Annotated in this window: 17 protein-coding genes and 1 pseudogene; 13 read left to right on the forward strand and 5 right to left on the reverse strand. The window is 44.8% G+C overall.

Annotated elements, in window-relative coordinates:
• Positions 1 to 711 precede the first annotated feature (711 nt).
• From GVO84_RS02765 to GVO84_RS02795, 7 genes are all read left to right on the forward strand, one after another.
• Positions 712 to 936 carry a hypothetical protein gene (locus tag GVO84_RS02765; RefSeq protein WP_025203989.1) on the forward strand — a complete coding sequence of 75 codons (225 nt, stop codon included), beginning with the start codon at positions 712 to 714 and terminating at the stop codon, positions 934 to 936.
• Positions 933 to 1301: a hypothetical protein gene (locus tag GVO84_RS02770; protein WP_025203990.1), complete on the forward strand. Its 369-nt coding sequence runs from the start codon at positions 933 to 935 to the stop codon at positions 1299 to 1301. Before GVO84_RS02765 ends, GVO84_RS02770 begins: the two co-directional genes overlap by 4 nt.
• A gap of 21 nt (positions 1302 to 1322) precedes the next feature.
• A complete protein-coding gene (locus GVO84_RS02775; RefSeq protein WP_025203991.1) occupies positions 1323 to 2354 on the forward strand; it encodes a major capsid protein in 1032 nt (343 codons plus the stop codon).
• 121 nt (positions 2355 to 2475) lie between these two features.
• Positions 2476 to 2667 carry a hypothetical protein gene (locus GVO84_RS02780; protein ID WP_025203992.1) on the forward strand — a complete coding sequence of 64 codons (192 nt, stop codon included), beginning with the start codon at positions 2476 to 2478 and terminating at the stop codon, positions 2665 to 2667.
• On the forward strand, positions 2667 to 3698 hold the full coding sequence (locus tag GVO84_RS02785) for a hypothetical protein (protein WP_159515429.1): 1032 nt from the start codon (positions 2667 to 2669) through the stop codon (positions 3696 to 3698). Before GVO84_RS02780 ends, GVO84_RS02785 begins: the two co-directional genes overlap by 1 nt.
• Positions 3699 to 3844: 146 nt before the next feature.
• Complete coding sequence (locus GVO84_RS02790) at positions 3845 to 3973, forward strand: hypothetical protein (RefSeq protein WP_023294885.1); 129 nt, start codon at positions 3845 to 3847, stop codon at positions 3971 to 3973.
• 54 nt (positions 3974 to 4027) lie between these two features.
• The gene (locus GVO84_RS02795) at positions 4028 to 4495 is read left to right on the forward strand and encodes a hypothetical protein (RefSeq protein ID WP_047646535.1); all 468 of its coding nucleotides are present in this window, start codon (positions 4028 to 4030) and stop codon (positions 4493 to 4495) included.
• Positions 4496 to 4585: 90 nt separating this feature from the next.
• Here the strand turns inward: GVO84_RS02795 and GVO84_RS02800 are convergent, their stop codons facing one another.
• On the reverse strand, positions 4586 to 5836 hold the full coding sequence (locus tag GVO84_RS02800; protein ID WP_047646536.1) for a site-specific integrase: 1251 nt from the start codon (positions 5834 to 5836) through the stop codon (positions 4586 to 4588).
• A 354-nt stretch (positions 5837 to 6190) separates the two neighbouring features.
• On the opposite strand from GVO84_RS02800, the pseudogene GVO84_RS02805 reads away from it, so the two are divergent.
• From GVO84_RS02805 to GVO84_RS02830, 6 genes and pseudogenes are all read left to right on the forward strand, one after another.
• Positions 6191 to 6438: pseudogene (locus tag GVO84_RS02805) on the forward strand (Arm DNA-binding domain-containing protein); the annotation flags it as partial.
• A 292-nt stretch (positions 6439 to 6730) separates the two neighbouring features.
• Entirely contained in the window at positions 6731 to 8380 is a 1650-nt protein-coding gene (gene dptF / locus GVO84_RS02810; RefSeq protein ID WP_159515430.1) for a DNA phosphorothioation-dependent restriction protein DptF, read from the forward strand.
• Positions 8381 to 8384: 4 nt separating this feature from the next.
• Entirely contained in the window at positions 8385 to 9710 is a 1326-nt protein-coding gene (gene dptG, locus GVO84_RS02815; RefSeq protein ID WP_159515431.1) for a DNA phosphorothioation-dependent restriction protein DptG, read from the forward strand.
• The gene (gene dptH / locus GVO84_RS02820; protein WP_159515432.1) at positions 9691 to 14796 is read left to right on the forward strand and encodes a DNA phosphorothioation-dependent restriction protein DptH; all 5106 of its coding nucleotides are present in this window, start codon (positions 9691 to 9693) and stop codon (positions 14794 to 14796) included. Before dptG ends, dptH begins: the two co-directional genes overlap by 20 nt.
• Positions 14796 to 15299: a hypothetical protein gene (locus GVO84_RS02825; protein WP_159515433.1), complete on the forward strand. Its 504-nt coding sequence runs from the start codon at positions 14796 to 14798 to the stop codon at positions 15297 to 15299. Before dptH ends, GVO84_RS02825 begins: the two co-directional genes overlap by 1 nt.
• 2 nt (positions 15300 to 15301) lie before the next feature.
• Positions 15302 to 16510, forward strand: coding sequence for a DGQHR domain-containing protein (locus GVO84_RS02830; RefSeq protein WP_159515434.1), 1209 nt, complete (start codon positions 15302 to 15304; stop codon positions 16508 to 16510).
• 49 nt (positions 16511 to 16559) lie between these two features.
• Here GVO84_RS02830 and dndE read toward each other — a convergent pair whose 3' ends face one another.
• Genes dndE through dndB form a run of 4 tightly spaced genes read right to left on the reverse strand, consistent with a single transcriptional unit; the run spans position 16560 to position 21634 of the window.
• Positions 16560 to 16919, reverse strand: a complete 360-nt coding sequence (gene dndE, locus GVO84_RS02835) for a DNA sulfur modification protein DndE (RefSeq protein ID WP_159515435.1) — start codon at positions 16917 to 16919, stop codon at positions 16560 to 16562.
• Positions 16919 to 18928: a DNA sulfur modification protein DndD gene (gene dndD, locus GVO84_RS02840; protein WP_159515703.1), complete on the reverse strand. Its 2010-nt coding sequence runs from the start codon at positions 18926 to 18928 to the stop codon at positions 16919 to 16921. The genes dndE and dndD overlap by 1 nt, the downstream gene beginning before the upstream one ends.
• Positions 18918 to 20552: a DNA phosphorothioation system sulfurtransferase DndC gene (gene dndC / locus GVO84_RS02845; protein WP_159515436.1), complete on the reverse strand. Its 1635-nt coding sequence runs from the start codon at positions 20550 to 20552 to the stop codon at positions 18918 to 18920. The genes dndD and dndC overlap by 11 nt, the downstream gene beginning before the upstream one ends.
• The gene (gene dndB / locus GVO84_RS02850; RefSeq protein ID WP_159515437.1) at positions 20549 to 21634 is read right to left on the reverse strand and encodes a DNA sulfur modification protein DndB; all 1086 of its coding nucleotides are present in this window, start codon (positions 21632 to 21634) and stop codon (positions 20549 to 20551) included. The genes dndC and dndB overlap by 4 nt, the downstream gene beginning before the upstream one ends.
• Between the last annotated feature and the right edge of the window lie 421 nt (positions 21635 to 22055).

Raw genomic sequence — 22055 nt, forward strand, 5'->3', positions numbered from 1 at the left:
TTGGGAGTGCATAAAATGCTTGACATGCGCATAACTTTTATGTTACTATGTAAGTATAGGGTAAGTATTCGAATCACTTCCCCCTCGTATGAAAATACGACTTGTAAACACTATCCCATAGTGTGAGCACTCCGAGAGCATCATTCCCATAGATCGTGCTTTCTTCTCTATTAGCTCTTTAGAGCTTCCCCTGAAAACTTCTGGTTGTTTTCTTCTTTGTTTAGTTCCGAAGGAATGCGCGGGATATAATGCCTTGTTGTGTTGGCATTATATGCACTCACCCGCGCATCTCCATTTAATATGGAATAGACGTTTTCAGAGGGAGCTTTTTAAGCTTCCAGCTATCTATTAGAACATAGGTAGTGTCAGACTGAACATATTTAAAGAGATTCTTTGGATGGTTTAGCTGGTATTCTATTAATGCACCCACGAACGTGCAACTAAATAGATAATGTAATGAATATCTGTTACGCCAGCGTGAAGGGCTTCACGTGTAGCAGATGCAAAGTACCCCCGATCTTTTTAAATCTCCTAAGATAATAAAACGGGGGTTCTTTTTATTAGATAGTATTCTTAACTTCATTATCCATTCTAATGAAATGAAGTTACAAATGCTTTTTAATAAGGGCATACTCTCCAGGGGCTTAATGGCCCCTTTTCTGTTACGCCTTAAGTGTAACAAATAAGTTAATGCAACGCGAGGAAACGATAATGTTTCTATTAAATAACAAATCGCGTGTACTCAAATATAAAAATGATGTTCTCACTGTCAATCATCAAATGATTGAGATGGTGGCTCAGTATGCAGGTTGTTCGGTTGATGAAGTGATCAAAGCGATGGATATGTATTTTCCTGATGAATCACAAAAACAAGAAACAACTATTCAGGATTTGATTGCACGTAAAGTACAGGAAAGGAAATCAACCAAACAATGATTATTGAACTTGATACGCTGTTCCCACAGCGAAAATCTCTAACAGATCTGGTTAGTTATTCAACTGACCATTTTGCCTCTGTGGAAAGCAAGGTATTTGCCACTCTTCCTACTGATGTTGAATGCGGGGATGTTATTACATCCTCCGGTGCTCTTTATCAATCTGGTGCTGATGCTTTTATCGTGGTGTCTGAATATGTCACTGCTGGCTCTAATAAAGCTGTAAACGTCCTACGCTCTCCGGCGCGTGGCTCTCTTGTCTGTATCAAATCAGACAACCTCAAAGCTGCTGATGGCGCACATGCTGCCGCTGTAGCTGCTCTGGCGGCTCAAGGCTTCCAGATGCGTGAGTTTTTCACCAGTTAATCAAGGAAGGAAAATAATAACATGGCTATTTTAGGTCAAAACTTCGTGGATCTGAGTCCACTATTCAATCTGAATCCAACACGTAACTCTCTGCTGGCTTCGCTGGGGCTGTTCGATGGTGTGGGCGTTTCTTCTCATAAAGTGGCGGTTAGCCGTCTGGTGGAAGATAACCATTCTCTATACAACGAACCTACTGCAAGGTTCTCCAGCGAGCATAACGTGACAGCACGACAGAACGGGAAAGAATATCTTATCGAGCTTCCATATTTTCTACGTGAAGATCAGATCACTCCGGCAGATATTCAGGGCAAGCGTAAACCTGGAACAGACGTACAAGAAACCCTTACTGATGTATATGCTGCATTTACTCAGAAGCACAGTGTAGCGTTTATGCGTACTCGTGAAAGTTACCTCGCTCGTTGTCTATTCTCCGGTACTGTTCACACTCCGAAAACTGATGATGTGCTGATCGACTTTGGTGCTCTTTTCGGTGTAACTCCAATGAACACCACACTTAATCTGACTGCTACAGATAGCAGCACCTTACGTGCTATAGACGACATGGTGAGCCAAATCACTGAGGCGGCTCAAGGTATGGCTGCACAGGTAGAGCGAATCATTGTATTTGCTAAAGGTGATTTCTACAGCAATCTTCGCTTCTCGCCAGCGATGGAAGCGGCTTTCCGCTATGTTAGCCCACTTGATGAAAGCAACGTTGTATATCAGCGCCGTGATCTCCTGCCAGGTATTAGCACTTTCAGCATTCCAGGTTCTAACGTCGATGTGGTGAAAGTCACTGATCCGCTTCTACTCGCACAGATGGGAGATGCTGATGCTATCGCTATTCCACAGTTTGCTACTGGTTCGATGGTTTATCAGAACATCTATGGTGCACCATCAAGTTCATTTGAGCTTCTGGATGCAGCGGCAGCAGAAACGTATAGCTGGAGTTACGAGAGCGAACGCGGCGATGTGGTTAATGTGATTTCAGAGAACAGTTCTCTGCCTGTTAACCATGGGCTGGGCTTCTCTGTACATATCACAGCAGCTTAATGAGTGAAGCGGGAGCCTGACCCGCTGGAATAATCAGGCTTTTGAATAGGGCGTGTGAACGTTGGGAACATCTCCCCAGTGTTCCCGCCCTTTTTTATTTCCAGAATAATGAGGAAAGATAATGCAAGTGATTTTAAAAAGCGCGGGGCTTCACCTCGCCGTAAATGCTGAAACAGCAGAAGAGTTATTGAACTTGGCGGGGGTGTGTCGTGTGCTTGAAATAGATCACGGTCATCTGCGTCAGTTATTACACCGTGGGCGTAGTGTATCTGAGGCACTCAACTACCTGGTGAGTAAGAAAGGCGGTGAATAATGCTTGATCTGAATGTTAGCACCCTAAAAAATACAGTCACCTTCGTTGTGGACAAGCAAAGTATTGCAGAGGCCAAGGCCGCAGCGGATAACCTTCAAAAGCACTTTCAGAAAATAGCCGATCCCAAGATTCGCTTCCAGGATCTGAAGCAGCGCAGACAGAAAGCCCGTCAACAAGCCGATGATGCACGTTTTAATGATAAACCTCGTGATACAAAGGAAATGAAAGCCCAGCGAGCAGCAGAGAAGCAGAAAGCGAGAGATGAAAGGGCCAACCTGAGAGCGCAGCAGCAGATTCAGAAACGCCAGGAAACCGCTGAGCTTAAACTTCGTCATGCAGGGCTGCAAATCTCTGGGATTAAAGGTAAATACGGGCTTGATGCTAAGCAACAGTATGAGGCCTTGCATTTCATCCAGAAGCAAACAGAAGCTTTTGCTCAAGGTAACATCACAAGCCAGCGAATGAACGCCTCTATTCGTGAGCGTGTAACCCTATTACGCAGAGAAGCCGCACAACAAGCGAAGGTGACACAGGCACAGCGTACACAGTATGCAGCGACAGCGGAGAAGCTCAGATCTCCTAAAGCAACCCATTCTCCAATGATGGGTGGCATGTTAGGGAGTGCAGTATTAGCCGCTGGTTCGATGGGGGTTGGTCAACGCATTATTGATAAAGGTAATGAAAACCTCGAACTGGTGAGAATGAGTGAACGTGTTAGAACCAATCCGAATGTAATCAAAGCTATGGTGGCATGGGGGCAACAAAACGGTGTTGACTCTGCTAACGTGGATAAAGCCACAGACAATATGAAGGATGTGCGTGAACGTTTAGCTAATACTGTTACAAACGCATCTTTAGATCCTAAAAGTGGTAAATGGAGAGGTGGTGATGGTGGTGTTAACACTATTATGAATCAGTTTGGATGGAATAAAGCTGACATTAGCAAATACCAGGATAAAGCAAGTCAGGCAAGCTTTATGCAGAGCTTAACTCTACAAGTGAGTAGCGGTCAGTCATCGACTGGGGGATGATAGAAAGTACCACTTCGCTATATGTTGTATGATGTTTCGTGATCTATGTGTATATATTGTGTTCTTTTCATTGACGCCGCTTCGCTTATTACCTACTCTTAAAAAGGTTAAGTAGTTCTATCCTTCATTTTAGATGAGGTGTTTTCATGCCTAAACAAAAGGTAGTTCGTGATGCGGGTACTGGTCAGTTTGTTAAGCCGGAAGAGGCTAAGAAACGTCCAGGGACAACTGTTACGGAAACTGTAAAAATCCCCCCTAAAAAAGGGAAAAAGTAAAAACATCTCAAAGCGCTCATTAGTAGCGCTTTTTCTATCTCTGGAGATCTTTTGATGGAAAGTCATAACTTTGAAAGGCTAAAAGAACATATCTTATCGTTATCTGTTTCAAAAAACTTCGAAGTTGCTAAAACAGAGTGGAGTTTACATTCGATAGAAGTTTCTGAAGAAATGGATTCCTGTCCATGCGGTCAAGATATTAAAGAGCATTGCTTTATTGAAAATAAGAAAAATGGTAATAAAACCTATGTTGGTAATCAGTGTATAAATAGATTTCTTAATATTTCAACAGGAACTTTGTTTGAAGGGTTGAAAAGGATTAAGAAAAATATTCATGCCAATCCAAACTTGGCATTGATTGAGTATGCAAATGATAAAGGGTATTTATACGATAAAGAGTATGATTTCCTTGTTGATACGATGAAGAAAAGAAACCTTAGCGAAAAACAAAAGTTGTGGAAAGAGAAAATAAATAATCGCATCCTTAAGGAAGTTGTTGTTAAGAATCGTACAGCAAGATGAGTATTATTTTTTTGTAACTCCGATGTGAAAAATCTGAAAGCCAACACATTCTATACAGAGTTTTAGAAAAAAGGGGCTTGCGCCCCTTTTTTATTGGTTCTCAATCTCTGGATAACGTAACAACTCGATATATTGTCTAAGCTCCACCGGAGAGGCTGCATTCTTGCTGTATGTTTTGAAACTTTCTGTACTCCCGCGATCATGGCCAAGTAGCAAGGCAATGCGGTCTTCTGGAACAGGCTTTAACTTCCCCTTGCCAATGCCGCCCCTGTCCAGCATTTGCGCCACTTGATGGCGTAAGCTGTGGAAAACTTTTAACTCTGATCCCGCTTCGCCTAAAGCCTTGCGTTTAGCCCTCGTAAAACGCTGTGAATGCCACGTAGAGCGCTTCCCGTCTGCACGGTCAGTGATTGACGCACGATAGAATAAAAAGCCGTTGTAGGGCTTCTCACGTAGAGACAACACTAAAGGAGTGATAAGGCTATGCACGGGAACAATGCGGACGGCTGATTTTGTCTTTCCCTCAGTTACTTCGAAACATAACACCCCCTCAATCTCTCGGATGTTGGCTGTACGTAAAGAACAGATCTCATTCAATCTCATCCCGCTATACATCCCGATCAGTGTTACGTTCTGCATCTCTTCATCATCTGCCATTTCTGCGAACACTTTCGCCAGTTCGCCAGGTTCAAACACTTCATAACTCACCTTGCTACTTTTGGCTTCCAGTGCATGACCTCGCCAGATGTTTTCCTGTGGTGCATCGTGATATCTGTTACGAGCCAGATCCCAGATCTGCGCCAGTGCGCTGACGTAGTTTTGTATCGTCTGGGGTGCTTTTTCCGTCTTGAGCTTATCAAGCCAGCCTGTAACAGTGGTTCGGTTAATGTCACGAAGCTGAACGTCACGCTTTTTCAGATGTTCTAAGAAAACTTCTACGGCTTTGTTTGTCTTCGATAGTGTGGTGAGCTTGCGCTTCTCGCTGAACTGGAGAATGTACTGATCCCGCATCCTCAAGAGGGAAGGGCAACTCATTACAGGGGCGCTTAATGGCTCCGGCGCTTCATGTGCATACGTACCAACCTGACGTAGCTCATTAAGGATTTGCTCTACCTTCGAGCCTCGATCACGCTGCGGCTTTATCAGGTTACGAATCTTAAACCACTCCAGAGCAACCGCATCACGAAAGAGACGGGCTTCGCGCACATCGCGTGTGCCTGTGCTCTTCACATAGTTGTGCCGCCCTCCGAACAGATGGCGCATGTACTTTGGTATGGCAATCCTCACCAGATAGTTTCCGCAAGGATCTAAAACTAAGTAACGATCTCTCTTGTAAATCATGTTCACCCCGGCTATTTTGTCAGGGCTTTTGCACTTGATTTTGAATAGTGTGAAATGTCGAAGTCTTTCCCTGTTTTTGCATTTGATTCAAAGCATTACAGGAGCTTGCCAGACAAGCGAGCGACCGTAGAAATACGTGCCGGTTCGAGTCCGGCCTTCGGCACCAAAAGATGCAAATGAAAGTCGCTTAAGGGCGGCTTTTTTTGTGTCTGAAATCCAGTATTTACCCATCATCCCCGCTATATTAACTCTCCCAAGGTCAACCGGCTTCAACCTACATGTACTAACAGGTGTTGGTACAGATGATGGTATTTCAGGTTCGATAATGCTTGTACCAACAGGGAGGAGATAAGCATTGCTCTAACAGATATCAAAGTCAGAACAGCCAAGCCAACGGATAGCAATACAAGCTGACTGATGGCAGTGGTATGCATCTTCTTGTCCACCCTAATGGTTCTAAGTACTGGCGTTTGCAGTACCGTTTTGACGGCAAGCAAAAGATGCTGGCACTTGGGGTTTATCCTGAAATTACACTGGCGGATGCCAGAACTCGCCGTAATGAAGCTGGTAAACTACTAGCAAATGGCGTCGATCCGGGAGAAGGGGATTACGCCGTTTGTCTATGCGAAGTTAAATCGGGGTCATATTTAGAGTATATGTTTAACGAAGGTACAACTAATCAACCAGCTCAATTAGCCTGACTTTGGAGGCTAGTTGATGATTTTGGGTTTGACCCGCCGTCTCTGGATGTGTTTGGTATCATTGGTAACCTTGTACGGATAGGTAAAGATACGATGTTGAAAGCATACGTAATGATTGTGTCTAAGAGCCTATAGATATCATGGGTTAGCTTTTATACAATAGGTGAATTCTTACTTTAGAGAACATGAACTCATGAGCGCAATCACATTACGTAAAGCGTTGGGTGTACTTGCGAAGTCATCTTCGTTTTCCGTCACCACCGTGACACACCGTCAGAAGGATGAGTTCGATCAGTTAAAGGAACAACTCTTTGTTAAACAAGAAATTGAAACCGAATTACAACGCTATCTGGATGTTGCTAAACCCGGTGAAATCATTTTTTTGTGCGGCAGTAGCGGGGATGGAAAGTCCGAAATTTTAACCCGCTGTCAGTCAGATCCGCGTTATCAGCGGAGATTTATTTTCCATCTGGATGCCACCCATAGCTTTGCACCTCGACAATCAGCCATTGATGCTTTGAATGAATTATTTGCTAATCATCATCAGCAGTCATCTGCATTGCTCATTGGCATCAACACCGGAATGCTCGCTAACTTTGCCCGAGAAGGCGCTGAATGCCACAGGGTGATCCGGTCTGCAATTGACTCATTTTTATCAGGGCAGCAGGATGCAAGCCGTCCTTACCGTAACGAGAATTGTTCTTTTTTTGATTTTGAACATTACCCTAAATTCCAGTTTGACGAAAATAAACAATATTCATCATTTATTAAGACTTTATTATATAATTTAACTCGTGATGATGATAATAATTTATTTCAGTTTATTTTTCGGCGCGATGAGTCAATTCATCCGGATCTAAAAGAGGTCGCAAACTTTAAATTGCTTTGCATGCCAGGCGTGCAGAATGTATTAATTACGCAGCTCTTTAAAGCGCGGTTGATTAAAGACCAGTTTGTCACAACCCGAACGCTGCTGGACTTTCTGCATCATCTGGTGATGGGGCCTGGCTACTTATTTGATAACCTCTTCATCGGTGCAGAAAATGATCTGATTAAAAAAGTTTCTGATTTTGATCCCGCCAGATTTCATACCTATGAACTTGATCAGTTTGTTTTGCGCTATGAACTGGGACTGGGTGATGCTGATCTCGATAATTTTTTAGCCGCACTTGAGCCGTTGCACATTAAGTTTGATCGTCAGAGCGTTAAGCCCGGTGACGCAACCTCCTTGATCCGGCTTTTCTGGCTGTTGCAGCACGAGTCGTTGGGTAATGATTATCATCGGAGATTTTCCGCGTTCTTTAACGAATCGTTGCTTGAACGTTACTCAGAAATCTGGCATTTGCATAGAAATTACACAGCAGATCCGGAGCAAAAAAGATCACTTAATCGCTTCTATGCTTTTGAGCTTATCGCGGGTATTCAGCGCTATGCTAACCGCAAAGCACCTGAATTAAGTATGCAAAAAGAAGAGTTCTTCTTGGGTGAGTTTGGTGGGGTAAAAATAACCGCACCGGTAGAGGTGAAGCCTGATTGGGATGCAATCCGTAATAAACATACGGCTCATTCAACTGGCTTCGATGTCTATTTAAAGGTGGGGCGAAATCCACTGCCGCATATCCATATCGGGCTTAATTTGTTCGAATTATTGTACAAGTTGAATAATGGCTATCGTCCGAATAAATACGATAAAAATGCCATCGTGTTACTGGATGAAATTGTTGAGTTGATCGCGGAGCAGGCTAAATCCAGCAGCGAAATCAAATTTTATGATGGCAGACAAAGGGTTTATCGTGCAAAGGCGGATGACGATATGATCACTATTAGCGGTATGGAGGGTTAGCAGAATGTACCCTATCGCAAACGAGTTAAAAGTGGGTAACAATCAACTGGATAGTTACCTGCCTGTGCGCAATAAAAATAACGATATTAGCTGGCAATTCGTCACCGGTCTGGTCCTTAGCTACGCCCTGAAACGCAAAATCGAAGCTTACGATCCCGAACAATTCCGTGAAGATTGTAAAACACATCTGCAGGAGCTGCTTGATGAGCCTGAATTCTGGTCCGTGCTGGAGCGGATGTATTTTTCCAGTCAGGATATTTTCCGTGTCTCCCCACTTTTTTTACTGTTCCACGCCCAGTTTAATGGTGAAAAAATAAGTGCTGGTTCAACGGCAGATAAACGACTTGGCACGCTGTTTGCCCATTTGATGGGAGATTTCAGCCTTCGTTATCCCATACAGGACAGACTGAACTTCATCGAGCAGCAAATGCTGAATAAGCTCAATGAAAAAATAAAGCTGTTGGGGAAAGGACCGTTTGCCGAAGAGCAACCGTATCTTCCGTATATGGTAACGTGTTTTCAGTCCGATCTGGCATTTTTGGCGGAGCACCCACAATACCTTTTACAAGAATTGACCAACACCCTACGTTTGTACGCCTTTAGCTGGTGCGCTCAACTGGCGCTCAATCTGGACAGCTGGCAGGACGGCGAACCACAAAGCAAATCACTGTTTTTTATTCTTGATAGCGAAAAAGCCAGCTCCGAACGGGAAAAGGTGAAACGTTATGGCTATAAGCTGTTCGCCAGCCAGAGCGAAAAACTGTTCCCGATACTTTCCGCGCTGGAGGTGTTGCAGGTAAAAGGAGAGAAAAAACGCCCTCTCTGGCAGGTATATCAGGATTGTTTGAATTATTCAGGTCCCCCAAATCAGGTGTTAGATGATATTAATGATTACATACAGAAATTTATCAGTAAGGAAGAACGAGATCTTCCTGCTCGTGACCGCGCAACAAACCTGGAAAGTGCTTTCAAACAGCTATTATCCGTTGCCATAGAGCAATTCCAGGATAAAAAAACTAACCGCGCGGATATAAATAAGAACTACATTAAGGAGCTGGAAAGCCAGATTTGCACTGACTTCATTCAGGTCCGTGGTCGGGCAGGGAAAGTGCTGGTGCTGAATCAGGATCGTCTTCTGTTACTGACTAATCTCACTGTGGGCATAAATGACAAACTCCGCCTGCATGAACTGCTGCGTGGTTTTGAACAGCGCGGTTTTTATTTGGACAACCAGTCGGCGCAAACGCTGGTGGCGTTTTATGAACGCATGGGAAATGTAGAGCGAATGAGTGATAGTGGAGACGCCGTTTATGTCCGTAAAACAGTATGAAACCTATCTGGCAGAAACCTTTATTGAATGGGTAGGTGGCATCATTCAGCCCGGCGAGCGCTACCAGTTCAAATCTCCCGATCCAGATAATGCCCTAAAACTCTGGGAAGCATTCGTCTCTCTGGCGGACGGCAATCAGTTGGAAATTGCGCCAGGGCAATATATTGATTGCCTCCCCTGCAATGGTGTTCAGCTTATTCCTGTACTGCACGGAGCCGAGGCTCCAGCATTCACAGAAAACTACATTTCTCATTTGCGCGATGAAGTTGCAGGGCGCAGCGGCATTTTTGCCCAAACAGCGCTGTTGATTATTCACAACAGTATGCTCGATACCCTGATTAACAGCACAAAAGACGTAGCGGCACCGGATGCTATCTGGTACCCACAAACTTTCAGTCATCAACTGGAAAAGCTTATTACCACTGGTAGTAACCGTTCGGAATTGTCCCGTTGTTTGCTGGAGGATCAACTGGCGACGGTACTGGATGAAGGAGCGACCGTATTTGGTTTCTCGTCGCTGTATCGCTTGCTGGATGATGGCAATCTGGATTTCTCTGAGCTTCATCTGTTTAAAGATGATGAACTACTGAACTATAGCCAGAAGCAGCTACGCACCCGACTGAATGAAAACCGGAAATTATATCGCCAGATAGAAGATAGTATTGAACGCTACAGTGGACAGCTGGAGAATGTACTACCTGAGTTTAGTTCAAAATTCATTCAGGAGCATTTTTACGATAAAGATGACTGGCGTGAGCTCGATTTCTCCGACTACAGGAAAGAGAAAGAACAGAATAGTGAACAAAAACTGGTGCTGGAGAACGTCTCCGTCGAAAATGGCGAGGTTTGGCAACGGGCAAAAAGCGCCAGTAAGGCAGGCAAACGTGATATCAGCCTGTTAGTGCAGGTGCAGCCAGGGCAATCAAAGGCTGAGCTGGAGTTCAGTTTTCAGGGTAATGATCTTCAGGATAACCAGATAAAGATTGCCCATAATCGTCAGTTAAAGAATGCACCTTTCTGGCGCACCAGTCGGGCTGGCGGCAAGACTTCCCGCATTATGGCGTCGGTGCCTTTTGATGGGCATCCCTGCTTCTTTAGTCTCGAACTGACCAACCGCAATAATTCAGCCGAAGAGTATAAATTTCGCCTGTTGTTGGTCGAGCAGGGACAATTCTGGCTAAACGATATTCAGCACTGCTACCGCGTTGAGCCAGGTAAAGATCAAATAACCCTGCAACTGGAAGATAACACGCTGCGTATTGCCGAGTCTGGCAACTTGATCTGTACGTTGGATGACGAGAGTGAAGATATCGACTGCCAGCATTATGCTCATGTGAATTTTGAGACGCTGGCAAATAAAAGTGACCTGGTTCAGTTTGCGCTCGTGTCCGGTGATTCCCGTCTGTCGTTTAACATCGAGGGGCCGGGAGCAGAAGAAGGGCTAACGTTGCCGTTGTTTTTTGACCAAAGTCGTTTCAATAAATTGTTCAAAGAAGAGGGCAATGCAACCTGGAACCGATTAAAAGGGCGCATCATACTCGATAATACTGAACACAAGGTCGTCGGTGTACGCCAGCAGTTGTTGATACTGGAAGCCTCATTAATTGAACAACGTCTGCTGGGTAAGGGAAGTGACGATAGTGAGTTTGCGCTGGATGAACTTCTTACCTGCTACCCCGAGCTCTATAACGCCTATGAGCAGTTATTTGCCTACTATCATCGTCGTAACACCCTACCGAGTCTGGTGTCGTGGTCAGCGGAATATCGCACGCTGGTCAGCTACATTGTTACTACGTTTGAACATTCACTCCAGCAAATCGGCCTGAGCAGAGCGCTGACAGCGCACGAGAAACGTCTTCTGCATCTGGGGATTTGCCGCAATGATAGCCATGAGCGTCTCTCACCACTGCACCCATTAGTGCTGGCCTACCATCTTCAACTGGCAGAAACTATCGTTGCGGAGTCGGAACAGAACGATTCGGCTTCATTTGCCACACTACCGCCGATCACTCTTGATCGCTTGATGGTTTCCGGGTTAATGCCGTTTGTTTACCACAGTGAGCATGAATATGCGCAACTACAGCCGGTGGAGGAAAACCGCTTCTGGATTGATGCGGTTCCTCAGCGGCAGGTCAGCCATGACTACGTTAAACGTTTGGTAAAAGACAAACTCAATGAGTTCACAGACGCTTATGCCCGGTTGTTCCAGAGCGCTGAAAACAGTGCGTTGATTATCAATGCCATTAATCAAGGGAATGCCAAAGAACTGTTTCTAGGATTAGTAGAATATTTTAAGCAAGAAAAAGAGCGCGCTATTTCGGTTCATGTGAACTGCTACGATGAACGTTTGCTACCCAATATGTTCGATCACTTTGCCGAAAGTGGTAGCTATGAGCAGCTTAAAAACGATCTCGATCTGAACAGCGGCGTATGGCGGGCGGAAGCCGATATGCTGATTGACCTGCTGCGTAGCAGGTTAACGTTCAGCAAATTTGTTCTGCCGTCAGAAAGCGACAAGCTGGCCTATGCACATCTGGCATTTTTCACCAATACAGCACCTGTGGATTGCCGCCAGATCCGCATTGAAGATGCGTCCAGCGGGGTATTGTGTCATGGGTTGATCGCTGGGGAAGGTGCCGAAACGCAGGGGGATGCTTACTTTACCGCGTTTGGACTGCGTGATGTGGATACTGAGCCCTACAGCACCCTGCGTCTTGCCCGACTAATCGGCTGTCTGTGGCAACCCGCACGTCAAAGCAACAGCCAGTATCATGGACAAGGGATCGGCCTGGCCGTGAGTGGCAATTTTAAACAGCTACTCAATTACTCTTACAATAGCGCGCTCTGGACCACCATCATTGATCCTAAAGTCACCCTCGACTTTTTCACCAGTCAGAAAGATGTGGTGCTTATCCACTATTCTGACCAGTACACCAGTTGCGCAGGCTACGATGCCGTCACCGTCACGAAGCAGGTTGATTTGTTCCTGCGGTTGCTCCAGACCGGAAGCCAGTCAGGGCAACCTGCTGTTGATAGTCAGCATCTGTTGGCTGAATTTAATGCCTTTAACGGTGAATGGCTGCTGAAAATGCTGCGTTCCAGTGAAAGAGAGCGTAAAGAGAAGCATGGCATTATAGGTGCGTACAAATTTGTGCAATCTATGTTGCACCAGTCCGATATTTGCTGGATTCCGTTATCAGTAGCCGAAATGATCCGCGTGTCCGGCAATGTCGGGCTGAAAATGAAAGAGAGTGATTTATCAAGAAATTTACAGGGTTATCGTAAAGGTGCGATCTCTGATGATGTGCTCTTCGTGGGATTCAAAGAAGACCGCCTCTATCTGTTGCCTCTGGAAGTTAAAACCGGGGCGCGACCTGACTACAGCTATGCGGGTCAACAGGCTCGTGAGCTGAAACGTTATTTACAGCAGGATATTCTGGAACCACAAACGCTGGCATCACAGCTATATCGCGCGCTCTTTATACGTCAGGTGTTGATGCAGGTGGAGAAACTACGTCTGTACGGGGTGCTGGACAGCAACAAACTGTCTCCCTTGTTGGATCGACGCGAATGGTGGTTAACGGGCGACTATCAGTTAGGTGAGTTGACCGACTATGCGGACGGCTTCGTCGTGGCGCATGTGGATAGCGCAACCTGCTTCGATCTCTCCTATAAAGAGGCAGCGGATAATATCTTACAGATCGAAATCCCTTATTCACTGCTGCCTTCGCTAATTTCTGCGCAGGGGAATGAACCACCGCTGGCAGAACGTTATCGGGTGCCGGAAAAATATCGTCTTAAGCCAGAGAGTGATGCCACTCCGTCACAATCCAAAGTCGTGGTAGAAGTCACAACGCCGGCTACTGCATGGCCCATTTCGGAACCGGAGTCGTTACAGCCTACTGTGCCGGTGGCGACTTCTGATATTAGCGATGCTCCATTACAGATCCTGTTTGGTCATGATGCTGCGCGTCAGAGCCCGTTACATTGGGAGCCAACCAACACCGCGAAGTTCATGAATACCAATACCGGCATTATTGGAACGATGGGCACCGGTAAAACCCAGTTTACTAAATCGCTGGTCACACAGTTGATGCGTAATCAGTCCTGTAACGTTGATGGTAAACCTATCGGTTTGCTGATCTTCGACTACAAATCAGACTATGTGGATGAGGCTTTTCTTGGTGCAACGGGTGCCAAAAAGTACAAGTTATTTAAACTGCCTTACAACCCCTTATCACTGTTTGGCGATACGCCAATGCTACCAATCCATACTGCTGGTGGACTATCGGAAACGATGGCGAAAGCTTATGGGCTGGGACATAAGCAGCAGCTCAAATTAGAAAATCTAATTTTAGAATGCTACGAAGCGGCAGGTATTTCGCCGGAAGATCCGACAACATGGTCAAGAACAGCGCCGACGATTGAAGATGTATGGCAGCGCTTCCTCGATCAGGAGAAGGTTGAAGAAGATTCGCTTTACGCAGCACTTTCTAAACTGGCGCGTTACAAGATATTCGAGACTATCCCGGAGAAGATGACCAGCTTGTACGAATTGATTGACGGCGTCACCGTGATCGAACTGGCTGGTTACCCGCCAGAAGTACAAAACCTGGTAGTCGCACTTACGCTGGATCTGTTTTACGCTCAGATGCAAAAGCGCGGTAAACCGGTGGTGCGGGGGGATTATCGTCAGCTCACCAAAATGATTCTGGTGGACGAAGCCGATAACTTTATGCGTCAGGATTTTTCCAGCCTGCGTAAGATCCTTAAAGAAGGCCGTGAGTATGGTGTTGGTGCGATCCTGTCAACGCAGGAGATCACTCACTTTAAGACCGGAGAAAATAATTATGCCTCCTATATTTTAACGTGGGTAATCCACCGTGTTTCTGAAATTAGAAATGCGGATATCAAGGCGGTATTTAACGTTGATGATAAAGGTGAGCAGGAGTCTTTGATGGGGCAGATTCGGCAGCTTGAGAAGCATTTTAGCCTGTATGTTGATGGAGATAAAAAGGTTAAGAAGATGCGTGACAAGGCATTTTGGGAATTGCAATATGAATTGCATACAAAGGGGATTGAATAATGATAAAAAAGAGGCCTAATCCTTGGGGGGACGTTTTGGACGAGTTTTCATCTCGTTTATGCAATGCTATAAAAAGCCCTGCGTTTTTAGTTTATTTTTTTATTGGTGTCATTTTCATTGGTGGTGTTGGTATTTGGTTACCATACTTCTCTTCAGATGATCCGAATCCTGTTTTTATGGAAAGTCAAAATGTATTTACTTATTCCTTTGCAATATTGGGCACCTTAGCTATAGAGGTTATGCTAAGTTCGTCTATTAGCAAGTATTTGAAATCATTGGGGCTGTTAATCGGAGCTATAGCATTATTTTTTTGTGGGCTTGGATATTATGATATAAAACATGGTAATTCAATTTCTCTGAATATTGGAGCATTTTTAACATTGCTCCTTTTTTTGTTGGCAAATGTTAATGATGAGAAATTTGATCATGATGATCCTCCTTCCCCTGCCTCCCCAGTAGGTTTTGAAAGTGCCAGAAAAGACTTGATAAAAGATAAGGAATAACGATGAATAATTATCCTTTGCGCTTGCCTGCATTGAAAATAGTACAGCCACTAGGTGAGTTTTATGTTACGTCAATAAGTGCAGAAACTCTATTGGAAGTTAGTTATACAATTAAAGCTGAAATATTGGATGATGAAGATGAGGCATCCCCTGGTTATTTAGGTGGGGTGATTAATAAACTGGTAGGTAATCAACGTAAAAGAACTCCAAAACGATTGGAGGAAATCCGGGCCTATACAGAAACAGTTGATGCAAGTTTCCCAAATTCTATTATTCTGGGAGTTAACTATCTCGAAGATGGTGGGCTTGAAACAAATCCTGAAGAAAGATGGTATGTAGAAAACATTGGAAATGATTTTTATAATATAGTTATTCCGTCATCTAAGAAACTGGCCTCAATAATTGATGGTCAGCATAGAGTATTCGGTTTTGAAAACTCTAAAGCGAAAAATATGGAGCTCTTATGCTCGGTTTATCTGGACCTGCCTTTAGCATATCATGCTCGAATATTTACGAATATAAATATCAATCAAAAAAGAGTTGATAAAAACTTAGCTTACAATTTATTTCAATTTGATATAGAGCAGGGGGAACCCGAAACTTGGTCGCCGGAAACTTTAGCAGTCTATTTTGCTAGGGTTTTAGAAAAGGATGTAGATTCTCCTTTTAAAGGGAAAATTAAACTTGGTGTTGAAAACTCATCATCATCAACATCTATATCAATGGCGTCAGTAATAGATGGGATTCTATCGTTGATCACAAATAATCCTAAGTCAGATAGAGAATTACTTCATACTAAAAAAATAGGTGATGGACGTAACAGATCTATGCTTTCTGAAGTTAAAAGCAATGCGCCATTAAGAGAGCTTTATATAAAAAATCAAGACAAAACCATCTACAATATAATTAATGATTTTTTCTTGATTGTAAGCAAATATTTAGGTGAATATAAAGTTTTTAATAAAACATTGGGAGTGCATGCAGCATTTGATTTCTTAAGGGTAATTTTGAATAAAAATATTGAATTTACTCCGAGCATGGCTGCTCGCTGTGCTAAGGTTAATTTCAATGATTCATTTTTTGGTGTTCAAACGAAACTAAGGGTTAGGCTAAAGAACATTTTGTTGCTTGCTTCAGGTGTTATTGACATTGTAGAACTTGAAATAAAGGATCCAGACGAGTTACAAGAATATATTCGTATCCTGAAGTAAAGAAAAATACGACAGTCATTGTAAATGTGTACAATGACTGTCAATATATTTAAATTTTTAACGCAAGCGCTATATCTTTTATGCTTTTATAATTTCTCAAAGCAGCAATCCCATCCTCAACATGCGCCGCCCAAGCCTTAATCATATCCTTCTGTGTGATCTGCGGATAAAGCATCTTTAATACCAGCTCCGTAGCTTGTAGTGTTTCCCCAAGCCACGTAATTTTATCCAGCACTAGCGAACCATCCAGCTTCTTACTATCTCGCTCAGGCGAATAACGAAACTCACTCTCCACCGAGCGGAAAAATGCCAGTCGAGCAGCGACATTGGGCGTAATCCCAGTATATCCTTTTAACTTTTTGAGCTGGTCTTCAGTCTGACGATTAAGCACCATTCGATTCGGGAGCATCAGACAGCCTCCTTTGTTAATTCCCAGAAATAGCCAGGTTTCAGTGCAGATGATTTGGTATGCGCATTAAATACAATCTCATAAGCATGAGAAATATCATCACGCAGTCGATCGACGAAATAACGCTCGTCCACTTCAGTATCGGTGGATAGCATCACAACCTGATGGCTGGCCTCTGGAAAATAATGATTAATCAACTTATCCCGGTGCTGAGAATCCAGACGTCCTAACGGAGTATCAATAATCACCGGGAAATCACGGCCAGAGGTTTTTGCCAGCGCCTCAAGAATAGCAATCGCATAAATCTGCTTTTCACCCGCAGAAAGCAACTTACGATTAATCACCGAACCCTTTTCATCCACCAGTTCAACATCAAATGTCTGTGGATTTATGTGCGCATTAAGCTGTAAATCCTCTTTACGAGCAAGTTTGTGGTAGGCTATTTCAAAGTTAGCAGATAACTTTTTCACTCGAGCCTGTGTTAACACATCACTGTAGTAATCGAGCAGGTTAATGGTCTCCTGCGCATTTTTGAATGCGCTGCTCAAACCATATTGGCTACGGGTGATGTCATGCGCTTTCTGTACCTGACGAACACAGTCCAGTTGCTGCTGTTTCGTCCGTTTAGCCTCTTCCAGCAACGAGCGATATTTTTGCCGCTGTTTTTCACGCTTATGATCGAGATCGCGTAATGCCGCAAAGAGATCCATTAACTGTTCATCTTCTGGGGCGCGAGCAATGTTAGCAGCGGCCTGCTCCAGTTGTTGTTCAATATCCGCTAATTGATGGCGGTACATATCAAAACGCTGCCAAGCTTTTTTGCTGTCCTGCTCAATTGATTGCTGCAGCATACCGGCTTCACGTTCAGAAATATCAAACAGCAAATCACCTTTTGGTTTGGCTGCCATATATGCGTCCAAATTATTAGTAATCGCTTCGGTAGCAATGGCTCTGGTACTACTCTCGCTGCTGGAACGGAACGCGATATCATTTTTGAGTTGCGTTAAAAATTGATTTAATTCCGTCTCAAAAATTTTCGCCTGCTTGATCTGTGCTTCATTGGCAATTTTTTCCAGCAACCGCGACAACATATTAGGCGCTAAGGCATAGGGCAACGATCCATCGCATTCCTGTCGTAACGCTTTTTCCAGACGCTCTTTTTCTTTTAACAGCGTTTCAACTTTCTGTTTTTCCTGTGCTTTGGTCTGGGCAAATGCGCCGCCCTGCGCATTTAACAATCCCTCATGGCGAATAATGTCCTGGGATAAAAATTCAATCCGCGAGTTGACGAAATCGGCCTCTTCCAGCAATTTCTCTGCCTGACCGGCGAGCGTTTTAATCTTTGTCTCAAGCGCTTCGACCTGCAGTTGTTGTGAGCCACCCAACTGCGCGGTTTGCTGACGTTTGACAAAAATCATCAGATCATTTTGCAGTCTGGCGATCAGATCCAGTCCCAACAAACGACGCACCGCTGTACGCAGAATATTGCCGGATTCATCTTCCGCCAACTCTGCAATCTTCTCTCCATCAAAAAAGAAAAGATCGGCAACACCGTGAGGAATTAATTCATTCAAAAACCCTTGGCACTGGTCATAACTGAGTTCACTACGCGGTTGTCCATCCTGCTGCAAAGAGAGACGATCTTTCTTTCCTTTCTTCCAGCTACGCGTGACGGTGAATTCAGTCTCATGGCCGTTTTGGTTGTAGGTAAAGGTCAGTTCTACTGCGGCCTCATCCGGACGCTCTGCTGTATACGTCCCGTTGTGCACCAGCGCTCCGAGTTGTTCAACATACTCCTGCTGCTGCATTGCCGAGCCAAACGCTAAACGCCCATACAGTGCCAGTCGAATTGCCGACAAAATAGATGTTTTCCCTGCACCATTTAAACCACCAAATAGAATAATCGGGCGAGGGTTTACTTCATGCGGACGCTTTCTAGGCGCCAGATCGATAGTGTGTGTGCCGCAAAATACGCGAAAATTATGTAATACTAGTTGCTTAATGAGCACGTTCATTTTCCTCATCGATAAGCACAGACGATTCGCCCGCATCGATAATTCTGCGCTGTAAAGTCTGGAGTTCAGCTTCTAGCTTATCCACCTCGTCCTGATGAATATCCCGATCGTTGCGTTTTTGCAGCGTTGCCTGTTGCTGCTGGATCTCTTCCAGGCTGCCCCAGTCCTGCTTCAAAATTGTGCCAAGCTTGTCAAAAATACCCTGACGACGACTTAACCCTTCCATCGAGGTTTCCAGCTCAATCAGTTTCATTACCATTTCAGGTACTACGTCGAACCCTTGCGTTATCTGTATCAGCAAATCAGCATCGCTGGCATCAAAGCGAGATTGATCGTCAACCACCCAGTTAAGATCCTGCTGATATACCTCGCGGTAAATACCCGGCAAAGTGTCGTGCCAGTCTGGCTCATTAGGATCTTTTAACCACTCCTGGCGGATAGCGTGTAGCTCTGGCTGGGTAATTAACGTAATCATGTGACCTTGGGCGTTTAAATCACGCTCAATTTCCAATAAGTCTTTTAACCACTGCTGGCGGTATTTGAGCCAGTAGGGGCCAGGAACATGCTTGCGCTCTGCACTGCGATCTTCGCCGTCTTTAGCGTACTGATAGCTCACCTTACCGGTGCGGCGTTTATAGTTGCGAAAGGTGTCTTTATTCACAGGATCGGTGGTAAACGCCAGCAGATCACGATATTTCAGCAATGGCGACATCCACTCTTCGCCATTTTTGATCAGACTTTCCATCGCTTTATCTTTGGTTACTACGGTACAGGTCCAGCAGCCAAAGCGAGAGTTTCCACAAGAAGGGGTACTTTCGTCGATCACCAGGGGACACTCACCCTGTGCGGAAGAGTCCATATACAGCGTCCACAGAGGACGGTTATTTCCACCCCACGGGCTTTCCCATTCGTCGATATCATCAGGAGCATAGCGGAAGGCGCCGCGCAGCAGTTTCCAGACGTCTTCTACATCCCAGGTATCAATAGGGGTATAGATAAACGCATTTGCCAGCGTGGTATGCCGGGCCAGGCGCGAGCCATCAATTTTGTGCTTTGCGATGACCTGCGCACGGGAGGCACTCTCGCTACTCCGTGAGCCGAGGACAACTATCACTTCATCAAACTGGCTGACTTTATCTTTGATAAAGTCACTTACCGGGTTGATTTTCATGCGTTCTGTACACCAGCGGAAACTACGGGTAGGCGCTGGATAGCCTTTACCAAGCAGGTTTACCCAGAATGTCTCGTTGGTTTTTGGGGTTACAGCATGTTGTGTGATCGGTAAGCCGTCGCGCTTAGCGCCTGCTTCAATCTGGAGCATCGTTTTTTTGATGAGATCTACTACAACCGGCGTCTCTACGAGCGTGTCAGAGGAAACGACAAACACATCCTTCGTACGCATCTCCGGCGGAAGGCCCATCAACGCCAGATAAACAAGAGTAATAACTGCTGACGAGTCTTTACCGCCACTGTAGCCAATCACCCAAGGGCGTTTATCCGCGCAATAAACGCGCTGAACTTCCGAGACAAAATCAGCGAGAGTACGCCCAGCAAATTGCTCTTCGTTTATGAAATCTTCATAGTCGGCCAGATCATAGGCCTGAGTTAATGTACTCATGATACAACCATTTGAGCTTCAAGCTCTTGTTCTTCAGGAGAAAGGGGGAGAGACAGCGCAATTTTTAAAGCGTTGCACGTTAGCTGAATGGCGGTGCCGGTTTTGCTTAATTTGCCATGCTGCATTGCGCGCTTAATCATCTCAGGATTGCTTTTACGCCAGTCAAAGGATTTTAGCTTTGTCAGTTTTTCCTGCCAGTGCTCAGGTTCTTCAACCAGTAGTGAACGGCCCATAAGGCCCAAAGCCTGCAAACCGATACCGTGGGCATGCACATAATCCTGGCGGAGCTGCGCTGGAGATACTTCTTTGCGCGCAGCAAGCTGCCAGTCTGGCATGACTTTGAAAATAGCCTGCCAGTATAACGTAGCGATATGCGTATTGTCCTCAATGCTGCCTACTTTAGGGTCTTTACCAAGCAGGGCGCGTGTTGCCTGTTTAATGCTGCTTAGTGTGAACAGTTTATTGGAAAGCAAACTGATACTGGATTTCTCAAGTTCAGTAAGACCAATAAAGGGCTCGATAGACATCGCAAGATAGCGAGCAAGGTTCGAGCTTACGTCGCGATGATCGTAAAGCGCGGATAGTGATGGGCTGGGGCGGATGGCGTATTTATTCAGATCAGCAAACATCTGCTGGCTACGCCTTAAACCTTCATCAACGAAGAACAATACGGGGATATTGTCCTGCCCTAATTCGGGACGCTCAGAAAGGGCATCCTCGATAGCCTTACGGCGATGTTGACCATCATTGATAAGAATTTGAGCATCCATTGGTACGCGAAGCGTTCCGAGGTTGTTAGAGTTTTCGAACTCATCAAACTGTACATCGACAGCAATGGATGCCGTCAATGCAGAGAAAACGTAATCTTTTGGGTTTTCAAGTAAATAACGAACCATTTCGGGAATGCGTGATTTGTTCAGAATACGCTGAGCACGCAGCTCAGGTGGAACGTCTGACTCATCAAAGCTAAAGATCTTAGGGATGATGCGCATAGGGCAAGTGGCAATGTAGAATGGCCGTCCAGCCTGGACGCCCCTCACTGCGGGGAAAGAGTAGCAATAATCTGCATCAAAGTTAGCCATGTTCTAGTCCCTGTTTTAAAGACGCAATTACGTTACATTTTACGTAAAAAATTTCTGAGTACGAAATTTTTATGATGTTAAAACACGAATTGTTAAAGATTTACGTATGATTTAACGTAACTCTTTGCTGTGCTTGATTCTTATTGAATGTAAACCTTGAGCCAAAGATTTGGAGTAACAACGTGGCCGTATGAGCTCTGGATTGATACCAATTGCTCTGGCATGGAAGAAGTTTACTTTCTGCCACGCTCTCCCCAGAGGGGTAATCGTTGTGTAGGAGCAAATATCTAAGGTGGCGAGCGAAACCTCCTTCCTTTTGAGAGCCGCTAAAACACATGCTTTGTACCAAACCATTCTTCATATCCCCCTTTGGAAAAGATGACTGTACCAGACACTACGTTATTCGTAGCTTCTTTGAAAT

It is taken from the genome of Enterobacter sp. SM3 (genome assembly GCF_009811935.2).
In the GTDB taxonomy this organism is placed as follows: Bacteria; Pseudomonadota; Gammaproteobacteria; order Enterobacterales; family Enterobacteriaceae; genus Enterobacter; species Enterobacter asburiae_D.